The 18,449-nt window shown below is 67.8% G+C and carries 12 protein-coding genes; 10 read left to right on the plus strand and 2 right to left on the minus strand.

The window, feature by feature from the left end; translation table 11 throughout:
• Positions 1-35: 35 nt before the first annotated feature.
• From gltB to KB201_RS10640, 4 genes are all read left to right on the plus strand, one after another.
• Positions 36-4,619 (plus strand): glutamate synthase large subunit, encoded by a 4,584-nt coding sequence (gene gltB / locus KB201_RS10625; RefSeq protein WP_211539242.1) that lies wholly within the window; start codon positions 36-38, stop codon positions 4,617-4,619.
• Entirely contained in the window at positions 4,612-6,066 is a 1,455-nt protein-coding gene (locus KB201_RS10630; RefSeq protein WP_058253694.1) for a glutamate synthase subunit beta, read from the plus strand. Before gltB ends, KB201_RS10630 begins: the two co-directional genes overlap by 8 nt.
• A 184-nt stretch (positions 6,067-6,250) precedes the next feature.
• Positions 6,251-7,138 carry a cutinase family protein gene (locus KB201_RS10635; protein ID WP_058253695.1) on the plus strand — a complete coding sequence of 296 codons (888 nt, stop codon included), beginning with the start codon at positions 6,251-6,253 and terminating at the stop codon, positions 7,136-7,138.
• A 122-nt stretch (positions 7,139-7,260) separates the two neighbouring features.
• Complete coding sequence (locus KB201_RS10640) at positions 7,261-7,932, plus strand: DedA family protein (RefSeq protein ID WP_058253696.1); 672 nt, start codon at positions 7,261-7,263, stop codon at positions 7,930-7,932.
• Between the two features lie 726 nt (positions 7,933-8,658).
• On the opposite strand, the gene KB201_RS10645 is transcribed toward KB201_RS10640, so the two are convergent.
• Positions 8,659-8,895, minus strand: a complete 237-nt coding sequence (locus tag KB201_RS10645) for an RNA-binding S4 domain-containing protein (RefSeq protein ID WP_211539243.1) — start codon at positions 8,893-8,895, stop codon at positions 8,659-8,661.
• A 119-nt stretch (positions 8,896-9,014) separates the two neighbouring features.
• On the opposite strand from KB201_RS10645, the gene lysX reads away from it, so the two are divergent.
• Positions 9,015-12,428: a bifunctional lysylphosphatidylglycerol synthetase/lysine--tRNA ligase LysX gene (gene lysX, locus KB201_RS10650; RefSeq protein WP_211539244.1), complete on the plus strand. Its 3,414-nt coding sequence runs from the start codon at positions 9,015-9,017 to the stop codon at positions 12,426-12,428.
• 156 nt (positions 12,429-12,584) lie between these two features.
• Entirely contained in the window at positions 12,585-13,106 is a 522-nt protein-coding gene (locus KB201_RS10655) for a hypothetical protein (protein WP_211539245.1), read from the plus strand.
• A gap of 118 nt (positions 13,107-13,224) precedes the next feature.
• Here KB201_RS10655 and KB201_RS10660 read toward each other — a convergent pair whose 3' ends face one another.
• A complete protein-coding gene (locus tag KB201_RS10660) occupies positions 13,225-14,157 on the minus strand; it encodes an MBL fold metallo-hydrolase (RefSeq protein WP_242697019.1) in 933 nt (310 codons plus the stop codon).
• A gap of 376 nt (positions 14,158-14,533) precedes the next feature.
• Here KB201_RS10660 and sigK point away from each other — a divergent pair, with 376 nt between their 5' ends.
• The 4 genes from sigK to KB201_RS10680 all read left to right on the plus strand — a co-directional run bounded on the left by sigK (position 14,534) and on the right by KB201_RS10680 (position 18,274).
• Positions 14,534-15,148, plus strand: coding sequence for an ECF RNA polymerase sigma factor SigK (gene sigK, locus KB201_RS10665; RefSeq protein ID WP_068969995.1), 615 nt, complete (start codon positions 14,534-14,536; stop codon positions 15,146-15,148).
• Positions 15,149-15,215: 67 nt separating this feature from the next.
• Positions 15,216-16,124 carry an alpha/beta fold hydrolase gene (locus KB201_RS10670; RefSeq protein ID WP_058253730.1) on the plus strand — a complete coding sequence of 303 codons (909 nt, stop codon included), beginning with the start codon at positions 15,216-15,218 and terminating at the stop codon, positions 16,122-16,124.
• Between the two features lie 34 nt (positions 16,125-16,158).
• On the plus strand, positions 16,159-16,653 hold the full coding sequence (gene rraA, locus KB201_RS10675; RefSeq protein ID WP_058253700.1) for a ribonuclease E activity regulator RraA: 495 nt from the start codon (positions 16,159-16,161) through the stop codon (positions 16,651-16,653).
• Between the two features lie 67 nt (positions 16,654-16,720).
• The gene (locus KB201_RS10680) at positions 16,721-18,274 is read left to right on the plus strand and encodes a succinic semialdehyde dehydrogenase (RefSeq protein ID WP_058253701.1); all 1,554 of its coding nucleotides are present in this window, start codon (positions 16,721-16,723) and stop codon (positions 18,272-18,274) included.
• Positions 18,275-18,449: the final 175 nt, after the last annotated feature.

Here is an 18,449-nt window from a genome sequence, read left to right on the forward strand (position 1 = left end):
TGCGTGCACTCCTCGCGCGCAAAGTGAGGCGAACTATGAAGCAGGCTCCGGGACCGGTGGGTCTCTACGACCCACGCAATGAGCACGACTCGTGTGGCGTGGCGTTTGTCGTGGACATGCACGGGCGGCGCAGTCGCGACATCGTCGACAAGGCGATCATGGCCCTGGTCAATCTCGAGCACCGCGGCGCCGCGGGTGCCGAGCCCAACACCGGCGACGGTGCGGGCATCATGATCCAGGTCCCGGACCGTTTCCTGCGGGAGACCGTGGACTTCGAGCTGCCCGCGGAGGGCAGCTACGCGACCGGTATCGCCTTCCTGCCCCAGGGCTCGGAAGACGCCCGCCTCGCCTGCGAGGGCGTGGAGAAGGTCATCGAGGCAGAGGGTCTGACCCTGCTCGGCTGGCGCGAGGTGCCGACCAACGAGAACTCGCTCGGAGCACTTGCCCGCGATGCCATGCCGACCTTCCGGCAGGTGTTCGTCGGCGGCGCGGAGGGCATGGAACTCGAGCGTCGCGCCTACGTCGTGCGCAAACGGGTCCAGTACGAACTCGGCAACAAGGGCGCCGGCGCCGACGGGCCCGGACGTGAGACCGTCTACTTCCCGAGCCTGTCCGGACGCACCTTCGTCTACAAGGGCATGCTGACGACGCCGCAGCTGCGGGAGTTCTACGTCGACCTGCAGGACTCGCGTGTCGAGAGCGCGCTCGGTCTGGTGCATTCGCGCTTCTCCACCAACACCTTCCCGTCGTGGCCGCTGGCGCATCCGTTCCGCCGCGTCGCCCACAACGGCGAGATCAACACCGTCACCGGTAACGAGAACTGGATGCGGGCCCGCGAGGCGCTCATCGACACCGCGGCCTTCGGGGCCGACGCGGCGTCGAAGATCTTCCCGATCTGCACCCCGGGTGCGTCGGACACCGCCCGGTTCGACGAGGTGCTCGAGCTGCTCCACCTCGGTGGACGCTCCCTCCCGCACGCCGTGCTCATGATGATCCCGGAGGCCTGGGAGCGTCACGAGTCGATGAAGCCTGAGCACCGGGACTTCTACCGCTACCACTCCGCACTGATGGAGCCCTGGGACGGACCGGCGTCGGTGTGCTTCACCGACGGCACCGTCGTGGGTGCCGTGCTCGACCGGAACGGCCTGCGGCCCAGTCGGATCTGGGTCACCAAGGACGGGCTCGTCGTGATGGCCTCCGAGGTCGGCGTGCTCGACATCGATCACTCCGACGTCGTGCAGAAGATGCGTCTTCAGCCCGGCCGCATGTTCCTGGTGGACACCGCTGCCGGCCGCATCGTCGACGACGAGGAGATCAAGGACGAGCTCGCTGCCGAGCACCCCTACGGTGAGTGGCTCGAGCAGGGACTGGTCGCGGTCGACGACATCGAGGCGCCGCCGCATCAGCACATGCCGCACGACCGGGTCGCGTTGCGCCAGCAGGTGTTCGGCTACACCCGTGAGGAACTCGACCTGCTGGTCGCGCCGATGGCGAAGACCGGTGCCGAGGCACTCGGCTCGATGGGTACCGACACCCCGATCGCGGTGCTGTCCAAGCGTCCGCGCATGCTGTTCGACTACTTCCAGCAGCTGTTCGCCCAGGTGACCAACCCGCCGCTCGATGCGATCCGCGAAGAGATCGTGACCAGCGTCGGCGGCACCATCGGCACCGAGGCCGACCTGTTGCACCCCGGCCCCGAGTCGTGCCGTCAGATCGAGCTGCCGTCGCCGGTCCTCGACAACGACACGCTCGCGAAACTGGTGGAGATCAACTCCAACGACGCGCTGCCCGGTTTCCGCAGCGTCCACATCCACGGCCTCTACCCGGTGGCCGAGGGTGGCGCCGGTCTGCGCAAGGCCCTCGACGAGGTGCGTGCGAAGGTCAGCGCCGCGATCGACGACGGCGTGAACCTGGTGATCCTGTCCGACCGCGAGTCGGACGAGACCTACGCACCCATCCCGTCGCTGCTGCTGACGGCTGCGGTGCACCACCACCTGGTGCGGGAACGCAAGCGCACGCAGGCCGGTCTCATCGTCGAGTCCGGTGACTGCCGCGAGGTCCACCACGTGGCCGCGCTCGTCGGTTTCGGTGCGGCAGCGGTGAATCCGTACATGGCCTTCGAGTCGATAGAGGACATGACCGAGCGCGGTGTGCTCGGCAACCTCGACTTCGCCACCGCGCAGAAGAACTACATCAAGGCCGCCGGCAAGGGCGTGCTGAAGGTGATGAGCAAGATGGGCATCTCGACCCTCGCCTCGTACACCGGCGCACAGCTCTTCCAGGTCATCGGTATCTCGCAGGAGACCGTCGACGAGTTCTTCACCGGGCTCAACAGCCAGCTCGACGGCATCGGTCTCGACGAGATCGCCGCCGACGTCGCGACCCGCCACGCGCTGGCATTCTCCGATCGCCCGTCCGAGCGCGCCCACCGCGAGCTCGAGGTCGGCGGCGAGTACCAGTGGCGCCGCGAAGGCGAGTACCACCTGTTCAACCCGGACACCGTCTTCAAGCTCCAGCACTCCACGCGCACCGGCCAGTACCAGGTGTTCAAGGAATACACGAAGCTGGTGGACGACCAGTCCCGCCAGATGGCGTCGCTGCGGGGCCTGTTCGACTTCAATTTCGGTGACCGCGACCCGATTCCGATCGAGAAGGTCGAACCGGCCCGCGAGATCGTGAAGCGGTTCTCGACCGGCGCGATGAGCTTCGGTTCGATCTCCGCGGAGGCGCACGAAACCCTCGCGATCGCCATGAACCGGCTCGGTGGTCGCTCGAATTCCGGTGAAGGTGGCGAGGATCCGCGGCGCTTCCATCACGACGAGAACGGTGACTGGCGTCGCAGCGCGATCAAGCAGGTCGCGTCGGGCCGTTTCGGCGTCACCTCGCACTACCTGTCGAACTGCACCGACATCCAGATCAAGATGGCGCAGGGTGCGAAGCCGGGTGAGGGCGGGCAGCTGCCGCCGCACAAGGTGTACCCGTGGGTCGCCGAGGTCCGTGGATCGACGCCGGGCGTCGGCCTCATCTCGCCGCCCCCGCACCACGACATCTACTCGATCGAGGATCTCGCGCAGCTGATCCACGACCTGAAGAACGCCAACCCGCAGGCCCGCATCCACGTGAAGCTGGTCTCCGAGGTGGGCGTCGGCACCGTCGCGGCCGGTGTCTCGAAGGCGCACGCCGACGTCGTCCTCATCTCAGGGCACGACGGCGGTACCGGCGCAACGCCGTTGACCTCGGTCAAGCACGCCGGTGCGCCGTGGGAGATCGGCCTGGCCGAGACCCAGCAGACCCTGCTGCTCAACGGACTCCGCGACCGGATCGTCGTGCAGGTCGACGGCCAGCTCAAGACCGGTCGCGACGTCGTGGTCGCCGCCCTGCTGGGTGGCGAGGAGTTCGGTTTCGCCACCGCGCCGCTGGTGGTCGCGGGTTGCATCATGATGCGGGTGTGTCACCTCGACACGTGCCCGGTGGGTGTCGCCACCCAGAACCCGCTGCTGCGTGAGCGTTTCGCGGGTAAGCCGGAGTTCGTCGAGAACTTCTTCCTGTACATCGCCGAAGAGGTCCGGGAACTGCTGGCGCGCCTGGGCTTCCGCACCCTGCAGGAGGCCGTCGGTCACGTCGAGGCGCTCGACACGACCAAGGCGCTCGCGCACTGGAAGTCGGAGAAGGCGGGCAAGCTCGACCTGTCGTCGATCCTGGCGATGCCCGAGTCGCCGTTCATGAACCAGGACCTGTACTGCTCCGGCGTGCAGGACCACGGCCTGGACAAGGCGCTCGACCAGCAGCTCATCGCGCAGAGCCGCGAGGCCATCGACCACGGCACGCGGGTGTCCTTCACCTCGAAGATCACCAACGTGAACCGCACGGTCGGCACCATGCTGGGCCATGAGGTCACCAAGGCCTATGGCGCACAGGGTCTTCCCGACGGGACGATCATCGTCGACTTCACCGGATCGGCCGGCAACAGCTTCGGTGCCTTTGTTCCCAAGGGCATCACGCTGCGCCTCGAGGGCGACGCCAACGACTTCGTCGGCAAGGGTCTCTCGGGCGGTCGCCTCGTGGTCCGTCCGGCACGCAACGCGCCGGACGACTTCGTCGCCGAGCACAACATCATCGCCGGCAACGTGATCGGCTTCGGTGCCACCGCGGGCAAGATCTTCCTGCGCGGCATCGTGGGTGAGCGCTTCTGCGTTCGCAACTCGGGCGTCACCGCGGTGGTCGAGGGTGTGGGCGACCACGGCTGTGAGTACATGACGGGTGGACGCGTCGTCGTCCTCGGCGAGACCGGCCGCAACTTCGCGGCGGGCATGTCCGGCGGTATGGCGTTCGTCTTCGACCCCGAGGGCAAGCTGGCCGACAACCTCAACACCGAGCTCGTCGACCTCGAGCCGCTCGAGGACGAGGACATCGAGTTCCTCGCCACGATCATCGAAGAGCACCGCGCCGAGACCGAATCCCCGGTCGCGGCAGCGCTGCTCGGCGATTGGGACACCGCCCAGACCAAGTTCGCCAAGGTCATGCCGCGCGACTACAAGCGTGTGTTGCTGGCCATCTCCGAGGCGGAGAAGACCGGGCGAGACGTGAACGAAGCGATCATGGAGGCCGCACGTGGCTGACCCCAGAGGATTCCTCAAGCACCCCGAGCGGGAGCTGCCCGACCGCCGCCCGGTGGAACTGCGTCTGCTGGACTGGAAAGAGGTCTACACCGACTTCGACAAGGGCCATCTGAAGACGCAGGCGAGCCGCTGCATGGACTGCGGTATCCCGTTCTGCCACAACGGCTGCCCGCTGGGCAACCTGATTCCCGAGTGGAACGACCTGGTGTACAAGGACCAGTGGCGCGACGGCATCGAACGTCTGCACGCGACGAACAACTTCCCGGAGTTCACCGGCCGCCTGTGCCCGGCTCCGTGCGAGGCGTCGTGCGTGCTGGGGATCAACCAGCCGCCGGTCACCATCAAGCAGGTCGAGGTCGAGATCATCGACAACGCCTTCGACAACGGCTGGGTGACCCCGGTCATGCCGTCGGAGAAGACCGGCAAGTCGGTGGCCGTCGTCGGCTCCGGGCCCGCGGGACTCGCTGCGGCGCAGCAGCTCACGCGTGCCGGACACGACGTGACGCTGTTCGAACGGGCCGACCGCATCGGTGGCCTGCTCCGTTACGGCATCCCCGAGTTCAAGATGGAGAAGCGCCACATCGACCGTCGTCTCGCGCAGATGGAGGCCGAGGGCACCGTCTTCCGCACCGGCGTCAACGTGGGTGTCGACGTCACCGTCGAGCAGCTGCGCGCCGACTTTGACGCGGTGATCCTCGCCAACGGTTCGACCATCGGTCGCGATCTGCCGATCCCCGGGCGTGAGCTCGACGGCATCCACCAGGCCATGGAGTTCCTGCCGCAGGCCAACCGGGTGCAGCTCGGCGACGAAGTCGAGGGCCAGATCTCGGCCAAGGGCAAGAAGGTCATCATCATCGGCGGTGGCGACACCGGCGCCGACTGCCTGGGCACCTCCCTGCGCCAGGGCGCGGAGATCGTCCATCAGTTCGAGATCATGCCGAAGCCGCCGATCGAGCGTGCCGAGTCGACCCCGTGGCCGACCTACCCGCTCATGTACCGCGTGTCGTCCGCCCACGAAGAGGGCGGCGAGCGCGTCTTCTCGGTCAACACCGAGCAGTTCGTCGGCGAGGACGGCAAGCTCACCGGGCTCAAGGCGCACGAGGTCGTGATGCGCGACGGCCGCTTCGAGAAGGTCGAGGGCTCGGACTTCGAACTCGAGGCGGACCTGGTGCTGCTCGCCATGGGCTTCGTCGGACCCGAGCGCGAGGACCTCCTCGACAAGATGGGCGTCGAGTACGACCCCCGCGGAAACGTCAAGCGCGACGGCAACTTCGCTGCCGTCGGTCAGCCGGGTGTCTTCGTCGCCGGCGACGCCGGGCGCGGACAGTCGCTCATCGTGTGGGCCATCGCCGAGGGGCGCTCGGCCGCCGCGGCCGCCGACGCGTTCCTCACCGGGGCGTCGGACCTGCCCGCACCGATCGTGCCCACACAGGTCGCGCAGCGCTGATCGCGCGCTTCGTGTAGTACGTACGACACCGAACTCCCGCTCACCCGCTCAGGGTGGGCGGGAGTTCTGCGTAGGCAGATCCGTCGTTCCACGGGAGTTCCGCAGGCGGCAACACGCCCGCCGGACGTCCGACCTAGACTCGGCGGTGAAGCTGCCTCCTCGGCCGGTACGAAGGGAACGGACCATGCGTCGGATCGTCGCGACTGTATGTGCCCTGCTGTGTGCGCTCCTGGCCGGCGGTGTGCTCGCCGTCCCGACGGCGACCGCCGCGCCCCGGGGGTGCCCGGAGATCTACGTGCTCGCGGTCCCCGGGACCTGGTCCAACGGCGCCAGCCCGGGTGTGCTTGGGGAGATCACCGCCGGGCTCGGACCGGAAACCCGCGTGCAGTACGTCGGCTACGACGCCACGGCGTTCCCGTGGGAGAAGGCGATCTACGGCAAGTCCAAGGCGCAGGCGGTTGCCAACACCACGGGGCTCGCCCTTCAGATGCTCCGACGATGCCCCGGTACCCGGATCGCGCTCGTCGGCTACAGCCAGGGCGCCGACGCCGCCGGTGACCTCGCATCCGAGATCGGCACCGGTCGCGCCGCGATCCGTCCGAGCCAGGTCGCGGGGGTCGTGCTGATCGCGGATCCGCGGCGGTCCAAGCGGGACAATCTCATCGGCCCCGCCCTGAGGGGTGAGGGCAGTGGCGGACCACGCCTCGACGGCATGGGGTGGGTCCTGCCCAGGGCGTTCACCCTCTGCGAACCCACCGATGTCTACTGCAACGTGCCCCGCGACTACTACGTGACTCGGATCGTCGGCTACCTCGCCGAGACCAGCGACCCGACGCCGAGCCAGATCGTGCAGTACCAGGCCGAGGCGGGCGCGATCTTCTCCGAACTGCTCACCCTCGGCGGCCCCGGCGAGATCGCGCAGGAGCTCGGTGACGCGCGCGCTCGCGAGCAGATCAGGTCGTTCAACCAATTCCTCCAGTCCGGGTCGCACGGCACCTACCGGGACTTCGAGGTCCGTCCCGGCGTGACTGCGGTGCAGTGGGCCAACCGGTTCCTCGCCGGCCTCGCCTGACGGCGCCGGTCGGCTGACCTGCACGAGAACCGGATGAATCGGACGTCCGACTAGAGTGGCGGCCGAAGTGGTCACCGAAGCCGGGGACCAGCCGCCCGCCCTCGGACAGACGGACACATTCCTTGCCAACGCAGCTCGCCGCCGTACTCGCCCAGACCGACCCGTCGCAGGGTCACAGCGGTTTCATCGGCTGGATTCTCGACCTCATGGACACGCTCGGCGAGCTGGGTGTCGGGGTGGCGATCCTCCTCGAGACCTTCCTGCCGCCCATTCCGTCCGAAGCCGTTCTTCCCGGCGCCGGCTTCCTCGCCTACGAGGGCCGCATGAACGTCTGGCTCGCCTGGGCCGCGGCGACCATCGGGTCGCTCGTCGGGGCCTGGCTCTGGTACTGGATCGGTGCGGCTCTGGGCCGCGATCGCACCCGGCGACTCGTCGGCCGGATGCCGCTGCTCGACTACGACGACTTCGACAAGGCGGAGGAGTACTTCGTCCGCTGGGGCGGAATGGCGGTTCTCCTCGGTCGGTGCGTGCCCCTCGTCCGGTCGTTCGTCTCCATCCCGGCGGGCATCGAGAAGATGCCGTTCTGGCGCTTCACCGCGTACACGACGCTGGGGTCGGGGGTGTGGAACGCGCTGTGGATCGGGATCGGCTTCGGCTTCGGTCCGGCGATCGCCCCCGCACTCGAACGGTGGAGTGGCGTGCTGAGCAACATCGTGATCGCCGTGCTGGTTCTCATGGTCGCCTGGTTCGTCGTGAAGCGGGTCCGCCGACGCCGCGCCAGTGCCGCGGGATAGCGGGCCGGGAGAGTGGGACGACCCGTGGAATACCTCGTGCGGAAGCGCGGTTGTACCCCGCGACGGTGACGGACTCAATGCCCCGGGTCCCACCCTTTGCCGCTTCGAGCGGCCTGTTTGCCGAGAGGCGCACTGATCGCCATCGTCGTCCATCACACCGAAGCCGCCGGCCCGAATCCCGGGTCGGCGGCTTCGGTCGTTCGACGGCGACCCGCGGGGGCGAGTGAACGCCTGGCCGCGCCCGGGTCATTCATGCAGGTGAGGGGCGCGTCGCTACGCGCGAGGTAACAGTTCTCGTGCGACGATCGATCTAGCCGTCGTGTGCGGCACTCGCCGTTTCGGGAACCGGAGCTGCGGGATTCACACGTGTCGGCAGTCGCGGGGGCGTGGCGAAAGCCACTGGAAAGTCCGGCGACGCGACCGGGAACAGCCGCTACAGTAAAACAAAGTTCCAGTCCGTTGTAACGAATGTGAAGTATCAGGAAGTGATTGGTCATGAAGTTGGCTGACACATTTCACTCGCCCCGCCGGGGCTCTCTGCTGAACTCGCTGACCGGCGGGCGACTCGGGGGCCGCCGCGGTTCCACGACGATGTTCCCCGCCGAAGCGGAGCGACTCATCACACCCGCCGAGCTCAGACGGTTCGGCGTACGGTCCTAGCGCCCTTCGAGGCTCGTCGCTGTCGCTCCTCGCACCTCAGGGAGTAATGGGGGACGCTTCTTCGGATCAGGGCACGTCGCCTTCGGCGACGACTCGCACGCTCATCCCGCCGACCGACACCACATCGCCAATCGTCAGCTGACGGCCGCGCCTGGTCTCCACCTCGTCGTTCACGGTGATCAGACCGTCGGCGATCACCTCCTTGGCCTCGGCCCCTGACTCGATCAGGTTGGCGAGTTTGAGGAATTGGCCGAGTCGGATGGAGTCGTCCCGGATCGTCACGTCGTACACGGCTTCGATCATGCCGTTCCACCGCCCGCCGGGCCACCTCGGCCGTCGGGGACGCAAGACGATCTGTGCCGGACGGGGCCAATCCGCGTGGAGTGCCGGGACATACCTCTCATCCCGACTACCTTTTACGCATGGCCACCGACACCCCCCTCGCGCCGGTCGACCCCGAGAATCCCGGCGAGCACCGCGACGTGGGACCGCGGACGCCCACCGCGGCCGACCGCAGGTCCCTCGCGCTGCTCGACAAGATCCGACGGCCCTCCGGGTTCGGGTCCCGCGCCCCGCACATCGCCGGCACGATCGTCGGTGTCCTGGCGGCAATCGCGTTGCTGTCCAGCCTCTTCCCGGCGATACGGCATCTGATCCACGACCCCCGCCGCTACGTCGACGACTACCTCATCACCCTCCCCGACACCAGCTTCGCCTGGGCGTTCGTGCTCGCCCTCATCGCCGTCGCGCTCTCGGCCCGCAAGCGGATCGCCTGGTGGATCAGCGTCATCTACCTGATCCTGTTCATGGCGACCAACGCGCTCTATCTCGTGCCGTCGCTGGCCGACGACCTGGGCGTGACGCGGTGGGACCGCACGAACATCTACCTCGGACTGTTCATCGACGCGCTTGCCCTGATGTTCCTGCTGTCGACATACCGCCAGTTCTACACACGGGTCCGCAAAGGCGCCGTCCTGGCGGCGTTCGGCACCCTGATCGCCGGACTGGCGATCGCGACGCTGCTGGGCTGGGCCCTGGTGTGGGCGTTCCCGCACACGCTGACCCGAGGCGACCGGTTGCCGTACGCGTTCAACCGGGTCGTGGCCTTCGGCGCCATCGACCAGGATGCCTCGTTCGACGGTCGGCACACCCACCTGTTCGTCAACGGCCTGCTGGGACTGTTCGGCGCCCTGGCGCTGATCGCCGCGGCCGTCGTGCTGTTCCGGTCGCAACGGCTGCGCTGGCTCATCACCGCCGAGGACGAAGCCCTCATCCGCGCGCTGATCACGCGGTTCAACGACGACGACTCGCTGGCCTACTTCTCGACCCGTCGCGACAAGGCCGTCGTGTTCTCGCCCGATGGTCGGGCAGCGATCACCTACCGGGTGGAGGTAGGAGTCGGACTGGCGGGTGGTGACCCGATCGGCGACCCGGAGTCGTGGCCGGATGCCATCGCCGAATTCCTCACCCTGTGCGAGAAATACGGGTGGCATCCGGCGTCGATGGGGTCGAGCCCGCGTGGCGCGGCCGCCTTTGACGCCGCCGGTTTCGTCTCGCTCAACATCGGCGACGAGGCCATCCTGCACACGCGCGAGTTCAGCCTCAGCGGCCCGGCCATGAAGGCGGTGCGCCAGGCCGTGACCCGCACCCGCCGTGCCGGGGTCGGCGTTCGGATCCGACGACACAACGAGATCGGCGACACCGAGATGGCGCAGATCGTCGCGCGCGCCGACGACTGGCGCGACACCGACGAGGAACGCGGCTTCGCGATGGCGCTCTCGCGCATCGGCGATCCCGCCGACGGCGACTGCCTGCTGGTCGAGGCCGTGATGGACGAGGGCACCCCCGGCGAGCGGGTCGTCGGCATGCTGTCCTTCGTGCCCTGGGGGCGCCGGGGTGTCTCGCTCGACCTGATGCGTCGTGACCGGCACGGACCCAACGGCGTCGTGGAGACCATGGTCGCCGAATTGTGCCGTAACTCAGAGCAATTGGGCATCACCGAGGTGTCGCTGAACTTCGCGGCGTTCCGGGCGTTCTTCGAGCAGGGCCCCCAGATCGGGGCCGGGCCCGTGATGCGGATGGGCTACTCGATCCTCATGTTCGGCTCGCGGTTCTTCCAGATGGAGTCGCTGTACAAGTCGAATGCGAAGTATCTGCCGGACTGGCAGTCGCGCTACCTGTGCTTCGAGGACAGCCGGATCCTGCCCCGGGTGGGCCTCGCCGCGATCGTGACCGAGGGTTTCATCACGTTGCCGCGCTTCGGACGGGCCAAGCACTACACGCAGGGGCCGCCGTCGATCCCGCCCGGTGTCAACGCGCCCGCGCTCATCGCCGAGCTCGACGCCGAGGCAGCCACACCCGAGGGTGCGGTCGTCCACCGGCCGGAACAGGTGCGCGTCCGACTCGAGAAGATGGACCGGCTCGTCGAGCGCGGCTTCGATCCGTACCCGCCGGCCGATCAACCCACTCATACGATCGCGGCGGCCAAGGCCGAACCCGAGGGAACCGTCGTCACCGTCGCCGGACGCGTGACGCGACTTCGGGACTTCGGCAAGGTGGTGTTCGCCGACGTCCACGACTGGTCCGGCGAGGTGCAGGTGCTGGTCGAGGATTCCCGGATCATCCCGGGCACACCCGATTTCGGTACCGACGTCGACCTCGGGGATCTGATCCAGGCCCGCGGTGTCGTCGGCACGAGTCGGAAGGGTGAGCTGTCGATCCTGATCGACGCCTGGCGGATCAACGGCAAATGCCTGCGTCCGCTGCCCGACAAGTGGGCCGGTCTCACCGATCCGGAAGCGCGTGTCCGGCAGCGCTATGTCGACCTCGCCATCAACGAGCAGACGCGCAAGTCGCTGGCGACCCGCAGTCTCGTCGTGAAGTCGTTGCGTGACTTCCTCGGCGCTCGTGGCTTTCTCGAGGTCGAGACGCCGATCCTGCAGCAGATCCACGGCGGCGCGAACGCCACCCCGTTCCAGACGCACATCAACGCCTACAACCTCGACCTGTATCTGCGGATCGCCCCGGAGCTCTACCTCAAACGACTGTGTGTCGGCGGGGTCGAGAAGGTCTTCGAGATCGGCCGCAATTTCCGCAACGAGGGTGTGGACTTCAGTCACAACCCGGAGTTCACGAGTCTGGAAGCCTATGAGGCGCACAGTGATTACCTCAAGATGCTCGATCTGACGCGCGAGATGATCCAGTACGCGGCGACGGCGGCCTACGGGGAACCGGTCATCGTGCGCACCGATGCCGACGGAAACGAAGAGCGCGTCGACATCTCCGGGGAGTGGCCGGTCAAGACCGTTCATCAGGTGGTCTCGGAGGGCGCGGAGCAGGAGATCACGCCGGAGACCTCCGTCGAGGAATTGCGCGCGGTGTGTGACCGCCTGGAGATCAATCACCGGCCCGACTGGGACGCCGGGCAGATCGTCCTGGAGTTGTACGAGCACCTCGGCGAGGATCGCACCACCTTCCCGACCTTCTACACCGACTTTCCGACGTCGACGTCACCCCTCACCCGCGCGCACCGGAGCAAGCCGGGCGTCGCCGAGCGATGGGACCTCGTCGCCTGGGGCGTCGAACTCGGCACGGCCTACACCGAACTCACCGATCCGGTGGAGCAGCGGGCACGTCTCACCGAGCAGTCGATCCTGGCCGCCGACGGCGATCCCGAGGCCATGGAACTCGACGAGGACTTCCTGCAGGCACTGGAATACGCGATGCCGCCGACCGGAGGTCTGGGTGTCGGTGTCGACCGCGTGGTCATGCTCATCACCGGACAGTCGATCCGCGAGTCGCTCGCGTTCCCGCTGGCGAAACCGCAGGACGCTTGAGGTGCCTTGGCACCCTGGGGTCCTGTGTGATGAGCGTTCCTAAGCGTGATGTACACCATCCTCAATCTGTGCGACGCTGAAGACGCTGCGCAGCGCAACTTGTCTCATGAATAGCTGACCTGGAGGCTCAGAGAGATGAAAAGTGCGCGGAGAGTTGTGGTTTCGATCGCCGCGTCGGCCGTGATGCTGACGGGATCGGGTGTGGGACTCTACGGCGGTGTGGCCGGGGCGGCACCCGTTGGCGAGGGTCACGGCCTGAGTACCCCTGCGGGAGCGGGTTTCAGCTCGTTCCCGACGATTTACCAGAACTGGTTCTGGCCCAACGTCGGTGTCCGTATGGAGTTCAATACGCTCTTCAATGCGGCGCAGACGCGTGACATCGCGCGTACCGGGATCGTGCCGGCTTTCGCCGGAACGGATCTGCCGTACAGCGGGATCGGCAGGTGGCTCGATCGAGGGGAACTCCAGAAACTCGTAATGACCGGTGGGTGTTTCGCGGTCGGCATCCGGCGGACCGAGGTGCTGTCTCCGGTGACGAAAAAGAAGGTCGCGTGGGCCGTCCAGACCTACCGCACTCCCGGGAACACGCCCCGGGATGTCGCGGCCGTCTGCGAAACCGGCGGGGACAACGGAGGCGGCGGGGACAATCAAGGCGGGGATTCGAATCAGGGCCTCTGATTCTGATCCGGCCACCGCTCGCCGAAACCCGCCTGACCCGAGGTGACAGTTGAGGTGTCGCACGGGACAGGTCCATGCGTGTGACTTCTTCACGTTTGAGCCCGCCCCCCCGTTCGCCTCAGCCGCAGAGTGCTCCGACGGCGTCGTGGTCGTGGGTGGGGATCACGCGCACGGTGTGGCGGGCCAGGTGGAGCCGGTGCAGCGTCGCGAACGCCGCGTCGCGGTCGTCGTCGACGAATTCGCCGGGGATGCTCGGCTTCTGGCGCAGGCGCGCTACCTGCTCGAAGTGCCAGGCCGCATCGCCGGCGAGCAGGACCGGGCCGGAGGACGTGCGGGCCAGGACGCCGACGCTCCCGGGGGTGTGCCCGCCGAGGTCGACGACGACCACGGAGCCGTCGCCGAACAGGTCGTGGCTCGCGACGAATGTGGACACGGGCGGGCCGTCGAGTTCGTAGTCGAGGATCGGTCGGCCGTCGGTCAGAGCCGCCCGCACCCCGCCGACCGGTGGTCGCGTGCCCGCCAGTATCCATTCGCGTTCGGGCCGAGGTAGCCACACCGGCAGGCCGGGCAGGTCCAGCAGGCCGCATACGTGATCCCAGTGAGCGTGCGTCGGCAGGGCGAAGTCGGGGGAGCGGTGCAGCGGCCGCAGCTCGAGACCGTCGGCGGTGCTGACCGTCGACCGCGGCGGGGTGATCAGCGGGCGCAAGATCGTCGGCAATTCGGGCAGGACGCGGTGATGGGCGTCGCGGCAGAAGCCGGGATCGACCAAGAACGCGGCCTCGGGGTGCTCGACCACGAAGGTCGTCATCGCCGACGACGCGCGACGCAGGGTACGAGCTCCCTCGGCGAGGCCGGCGAGCGGTACCCGTCGCGCAACCTGGGGCAGGGCGCGCACCCGGACCGTCACCTCGCCGTCGGGGAGCCCGGCGTCCTCGATGGCGTCGATGAGTCGCCGGTCCGGCGGGCGCGGCCGGAACGCGCCGCGCACGGCGAGCGCACCCGTGCGCAGCATCTCGGCTGGCGCCGGGCCCGGCTGGCGAAAGGTGGCCACCGCGTATTCCTACCCCGACCGCTAGGTGCCCGCGCCGATTCCGGGCAAGCGGATGTCATGTGTAGTTCACCGCGGAGAGGTTTTGGGTACCACTCCGCCGTCGTTGAATGGTCCTGGCCCTTCGAAGGGCCTGCTGTCCTCCCAACGGGCTACAACCGAACACAATGTGTAACGACGCGCTAGAGTCCAACGACCTATTCATCGACCCCCGACGTCTGACGAGAGGTACCGGAATGGTTGTCGAAGAGCTCGCACACCAGGACCGTCGGGCGGACCGTCGCTGACATGCAACCGACCCACATCCGGTTCACGGCGACTCCCGGGCAGCCACCGAGTCTTCCCGTGCCTCGTCCCCGACCCGGCAGCACCTGAAACCGTGGCGCCGAGGGAGAGCGACGCCACCGCGAATGCGGATCATGGGGGCGGGGGAGAATCGCAGGTCCTACGGGACCTGCTGGCCCTGGTGGCCGAAGGCGACCGTGCGGCGTTCACGCGTTTCTACGACCTGACCAGTTCGCGGATCTATGGCCTCGCCGTCCGGGTGGTGCGTGATCGGCACTACGCCGAGGAGATCGTCCAGGAGGCCTACCTGCAGTACTGGCAGCGTGCCGCCGATTACGACCCGACCCGCGGATCGGTGATCACCTGGATGATGACGATCGCGCACCGGCGCGCCGTCGACCGGGTCCGTACCGAGGACATGCAGACCGAGCGGTTGTCGGAGTACGGCGTCCGGGCCGCCGAACCCGAGATGACGCAGGATCTTCCGCTCGAAGCGGTGCTGCGGTCGGTGGAGGTGAGCGCAGTGCATACCTGCCTCGGACATCTCACGGAGCTGCAGCGAGGAAGCCTCGAGATGTCGTACTTCGGCGGACTCACCTATCCCGAGGTGGCGGCACGCACCGACACACCCCTGCCCACCACGAAATCCCGCATCCGGGACGGCCTGAGACGGCTGCGGAGCTGCCTGGACGCGCAGGACGACCGCTGACGGATCGGCTGTGAGCGCGTCGTGCCGTCCGGCGACGCCGCGCCATCCGCGCGGGCACACTGGACGCGTGCACGAGACGACACCCGACGCGGATCAGGATTCACCCGGTGAGTTCGTGACGGTCGGGGAGCATCGGCTCCACGTGCTGGACGAGGGTTCGGGACCGCCGCTGCTGCTCATGGCGGCGCTCGGGAGCAACTGGTTCGACCTCGATCCGTTGGTCGCGCGGCTGGCCTCCTCGTGGCGGGTCGTGCGGTACGACCGCCCGGGCTACGGGCTGTCCGATCCCATCGGTCGGCGTCACCATCCCTCGCTGCTGGGCGAGGTGGAGCGGATGGCCGCGGTGCTGGACGCTCGGGGTATCACCGAACCGGTTGTCGTCGTGGGGCATTCGCTGGCGTCGCTGTATGTGGAGGCGTTCGCACGCCGATATCCCGAGCGGACCGCGGGCGTCGTCATCCTCGACGGGTCGTTCGTCCTGGTGCCGTGGCGGATCGTCCCCCTGTCGTTCCGGGTGGGCAACGCCCATCGGGTGGTCGGTGCGGCGCGCGCGGTGACGAGCCGCGTCGGAATTCGTCGCTGGCCCAGTTTCCAGGTGTGGAGCCGCGTCGTGCCCGCGCCACCGGAGGGTCGAGGCGAGCAGCAGCGCCGATGGAGTACGCGCGTCTTCGGGCAGCCGCCCTACCTCCTGGCCCTTCTCGTCGAGAACGCCGCGTTCGGGTCGATGAACCAGACGTTGCGGAGTCTGCGACGGTCCGAGCCGATGCCGGACGTCCCGGTGATCGTCGTCGTGGCGTCGTCCAGGCTCCCGGGGTGGCGCCACTTCTGGGAATGGAAGCAGCGACGGTACGCCGACGTGCTCGGTGCCCGCGACATCGCGGTACTCCCGCGGGCGCGGCACTTCCTCGTCTCGGAGCGGCCGGACGACGTCGCAGAGATCATCGACGGGGTCCGCTCGCTCCCTACCCGCGAGTAACCAGCTACTTGCGGTCACACCTAAACTGATCGGCATGAGCGAGATGACCTTCACCCCGACGGCCGACCTCGTCGACGAGATCGGTGCCGACGTCCGCAGCTGCGACACCCAGTTCACGCAGTTCGGCGGCAACCGAGAGTTCGTCGGACGCGTGTCGACCGTCCGGTGCTTCCAGGACAACGCCCTGCTGAAGTCGGTCCTCGGCGAGTCCAATCCCGGTGGTGTGCTGATCGTCGACGGCGACGCCTCCGTGCACACCGCGCTGGTGGGAGACCTGATCGCCGAACTCGGTCGATCTAACGGCTGGGTGGGGATCATCGTCAACGGCGCCATCCGCGACGCCAAGACCATCGGCGGGATGGAAATCGGGGTCAAGGCCCTGGGTACCAACCCGCGCAAGTCGACCAAGACCGGCGCCGGTGAGCGCGACGTCCCGCTGACCATCGGCGGCGAGACGTTCACCCCCGGCGACGTCGTCTACTCCGACGACGACGGCATCGTGCTCGTCGCCGCAGGAGACAACCAGTAGAGCCCCGACCGCAGACCACGATCCACATCGAAGACCGGACACCCGCACAGCGCTGAGGAGCACCGACATGCCGAAGCCCACCGCCGACTATTTCGCTCGCCTCGGTGCGCTCGTCGCCATCGACGACGCCGCGAGTCGTCCCACGCGCCCCGTCCTCGAGGCGTTCAGCGGGACGGAGATGGCGACCATCCCGGTCGCCACCGCCGACGATCTCGAGGTGGCGGTCGCCCGGGCCCGCCAGGCGCAGGAGGGATGGGCGGCCCGCACGCCGGCCGACCGCGCCGCGATCATCGACCGCTTCTCCGACCTGGTCCACCGCAACGCGGCGTCGCTGATGGACATCGCGCAGGCCGAGACCGGCAAGGCGCGCATCTACGCGCAAGAAGAGGTCATCGACGTCTCGATCACCGCGCGGCACTACGCGACGAACGGCCCCAAGCTGCTCGCCGACCGCAAGGTCAAGGGCATGCTGCCGGGCGCGACCAGCGTGCGCGTGCGGTACCTGCCCAAGGGTGTGGTCGGCATCATCAGCCCGTGGAACTACCCGCTGACGCTGGCCGTGTCCGATGCGGTGGCCGCCCTGATCGCCGGCAACGGCGTCGTGATCAAACCCGACAGCCAGACGCCGTACTGCGCGCTGGCCCTGGCCGAGTTGCTGTACGAGGCGGGTCTGCCGCGTGAGCTGTACGCCGTGGTGCCCGGTCCGGGAAGCGTTGTCGGACAGGCGATCATGGCCAGCACCGACTACGTAATGTTCACCGGCTCCTCGGAGACCGGGGCCACCCTCGCCGAACAGGCCGGGCGTCGGCTCATCGGCTTCTCGGCCGAACTCGGCGGCAAGAACCCGATGGTCGTCACCGCGAGTGCCGACATCGCCAACGCCGTGCGCGGCGCGGCGCGTGCGTCGTACTCCAACTCCGGGCAGCTGTGCATCTCGATCGAACGGATCTACGTCGACAAGAAGATCGCCGACGACTTCGCCGAGCGGTTCGCCGCGTATGTCTCCACGATGAAGCTATCGGCCTCCTACGACTTCAGCGCCGACATGGGTTCGCTGGCCTCGGCCGCCCAGATCGACACCGCCGAAGCACACGTCGAGGACGCGGTTGCCAAGGGCGCGAAGGTGCTCGCCGGCGGCAAGCGTCGCGCCGACCTGGGGCCCTTCTTCTTCGAGCCGACGGTCCTCACCGACGTCACCGACGACATGGTGTGTTTCGCGAACGAGACCTTCGGACCGGTCGTTTCGATCTACCCGGTGGACTCCACCGACGAGGCGATCAAGCTCGCCAACGACACCGACTACGGCCTCAACGCCAGCGTCTTCGCCGGTAGCAGCGCTGAGGCCCAGGAAGTCGCCGAGCGGCTGCGCGCCGGGACGGTGAACATCAACGAGGGTTACGCCGCCGCATGGGCGTCGACGGCGGCCCCGATGGGCGGCATGGGTATCTCCGGGATGGGACGCCGGCACGGTGACGAGGGTCTGCTGAAGTACACCGAGCCGCAGACCATCGCCGAGCAGCGTTTCATCGGCATCGACCGCATGCCGGTGGTCCCGACGAGCATCTACCGCGCCATCACGCCGACCGCCGTCCGCGCGTTGAAGTACCTGCCGGGGCGGTAGGGGAGTTCACTCTGCATCATTCGTGAGTGTGACGACTCGTTGCCACAAAGGGTGTCGAGTATGACGAATTTCCGTCCACCTCAGGGTGTGGGAAGGGCAGATTGCCCTTCGACCTCGCTCACAGGGACGCAAATTCCTCACCGCGAACGGCGTCGCCACCACCCGGTCGCTCCGT

The organism is Gordonia sp. SCSIO 19800 (genome assembly GCF_018132775.1).
Lineage (GTDB): Bacteria > Actinomycetota > Actinomycetes > Mycobacteriales > Mycobacteriaceae > Gordonia > Gordonia hongkongensis.

Coding starts and splice junctions, on each gene's coding strand:
- gltB (WP_211539242.1), top strand. CDS start 36: ATGAAGCAGGCTCCGGGACCGGTGGGTCTCTACGACCCACGCAATGAG.
- KB201_RS10635 (WP_058253695.1), top strand. CDS start 6,251: ATGCGTCGGATCGTCGCGACTGTATGTGCCCTGCTGTGTGCGCTCCTG.
- KB201_RS10645 (WP_211539243.1), bottom strand. CDS start 8,895: ATGATCGAAGCCGTGTACGACGTGACGATCCGGGACGACTCCATCCGA.
- lysX (WP_211539244.1), top strand. CDS start 9,015: ATGGCCACCGACACCCCCCTCGCGCCGGTCGACCCCGAGAATCCCGGC.
- rraA (WP_058253700.1), top strand. CDS start 16,159: ATGAGCGAGATGACCTTCACCCCGACGGCCGACCTCGTCGACGAGATC.
- KB201_RS10680 (WP_058253701.1), top strand. CDS start 16,721: ATGCCGAAGCCCACCGCCGACTATTTCGCTCGCCTCGGTGCGCTCGTC.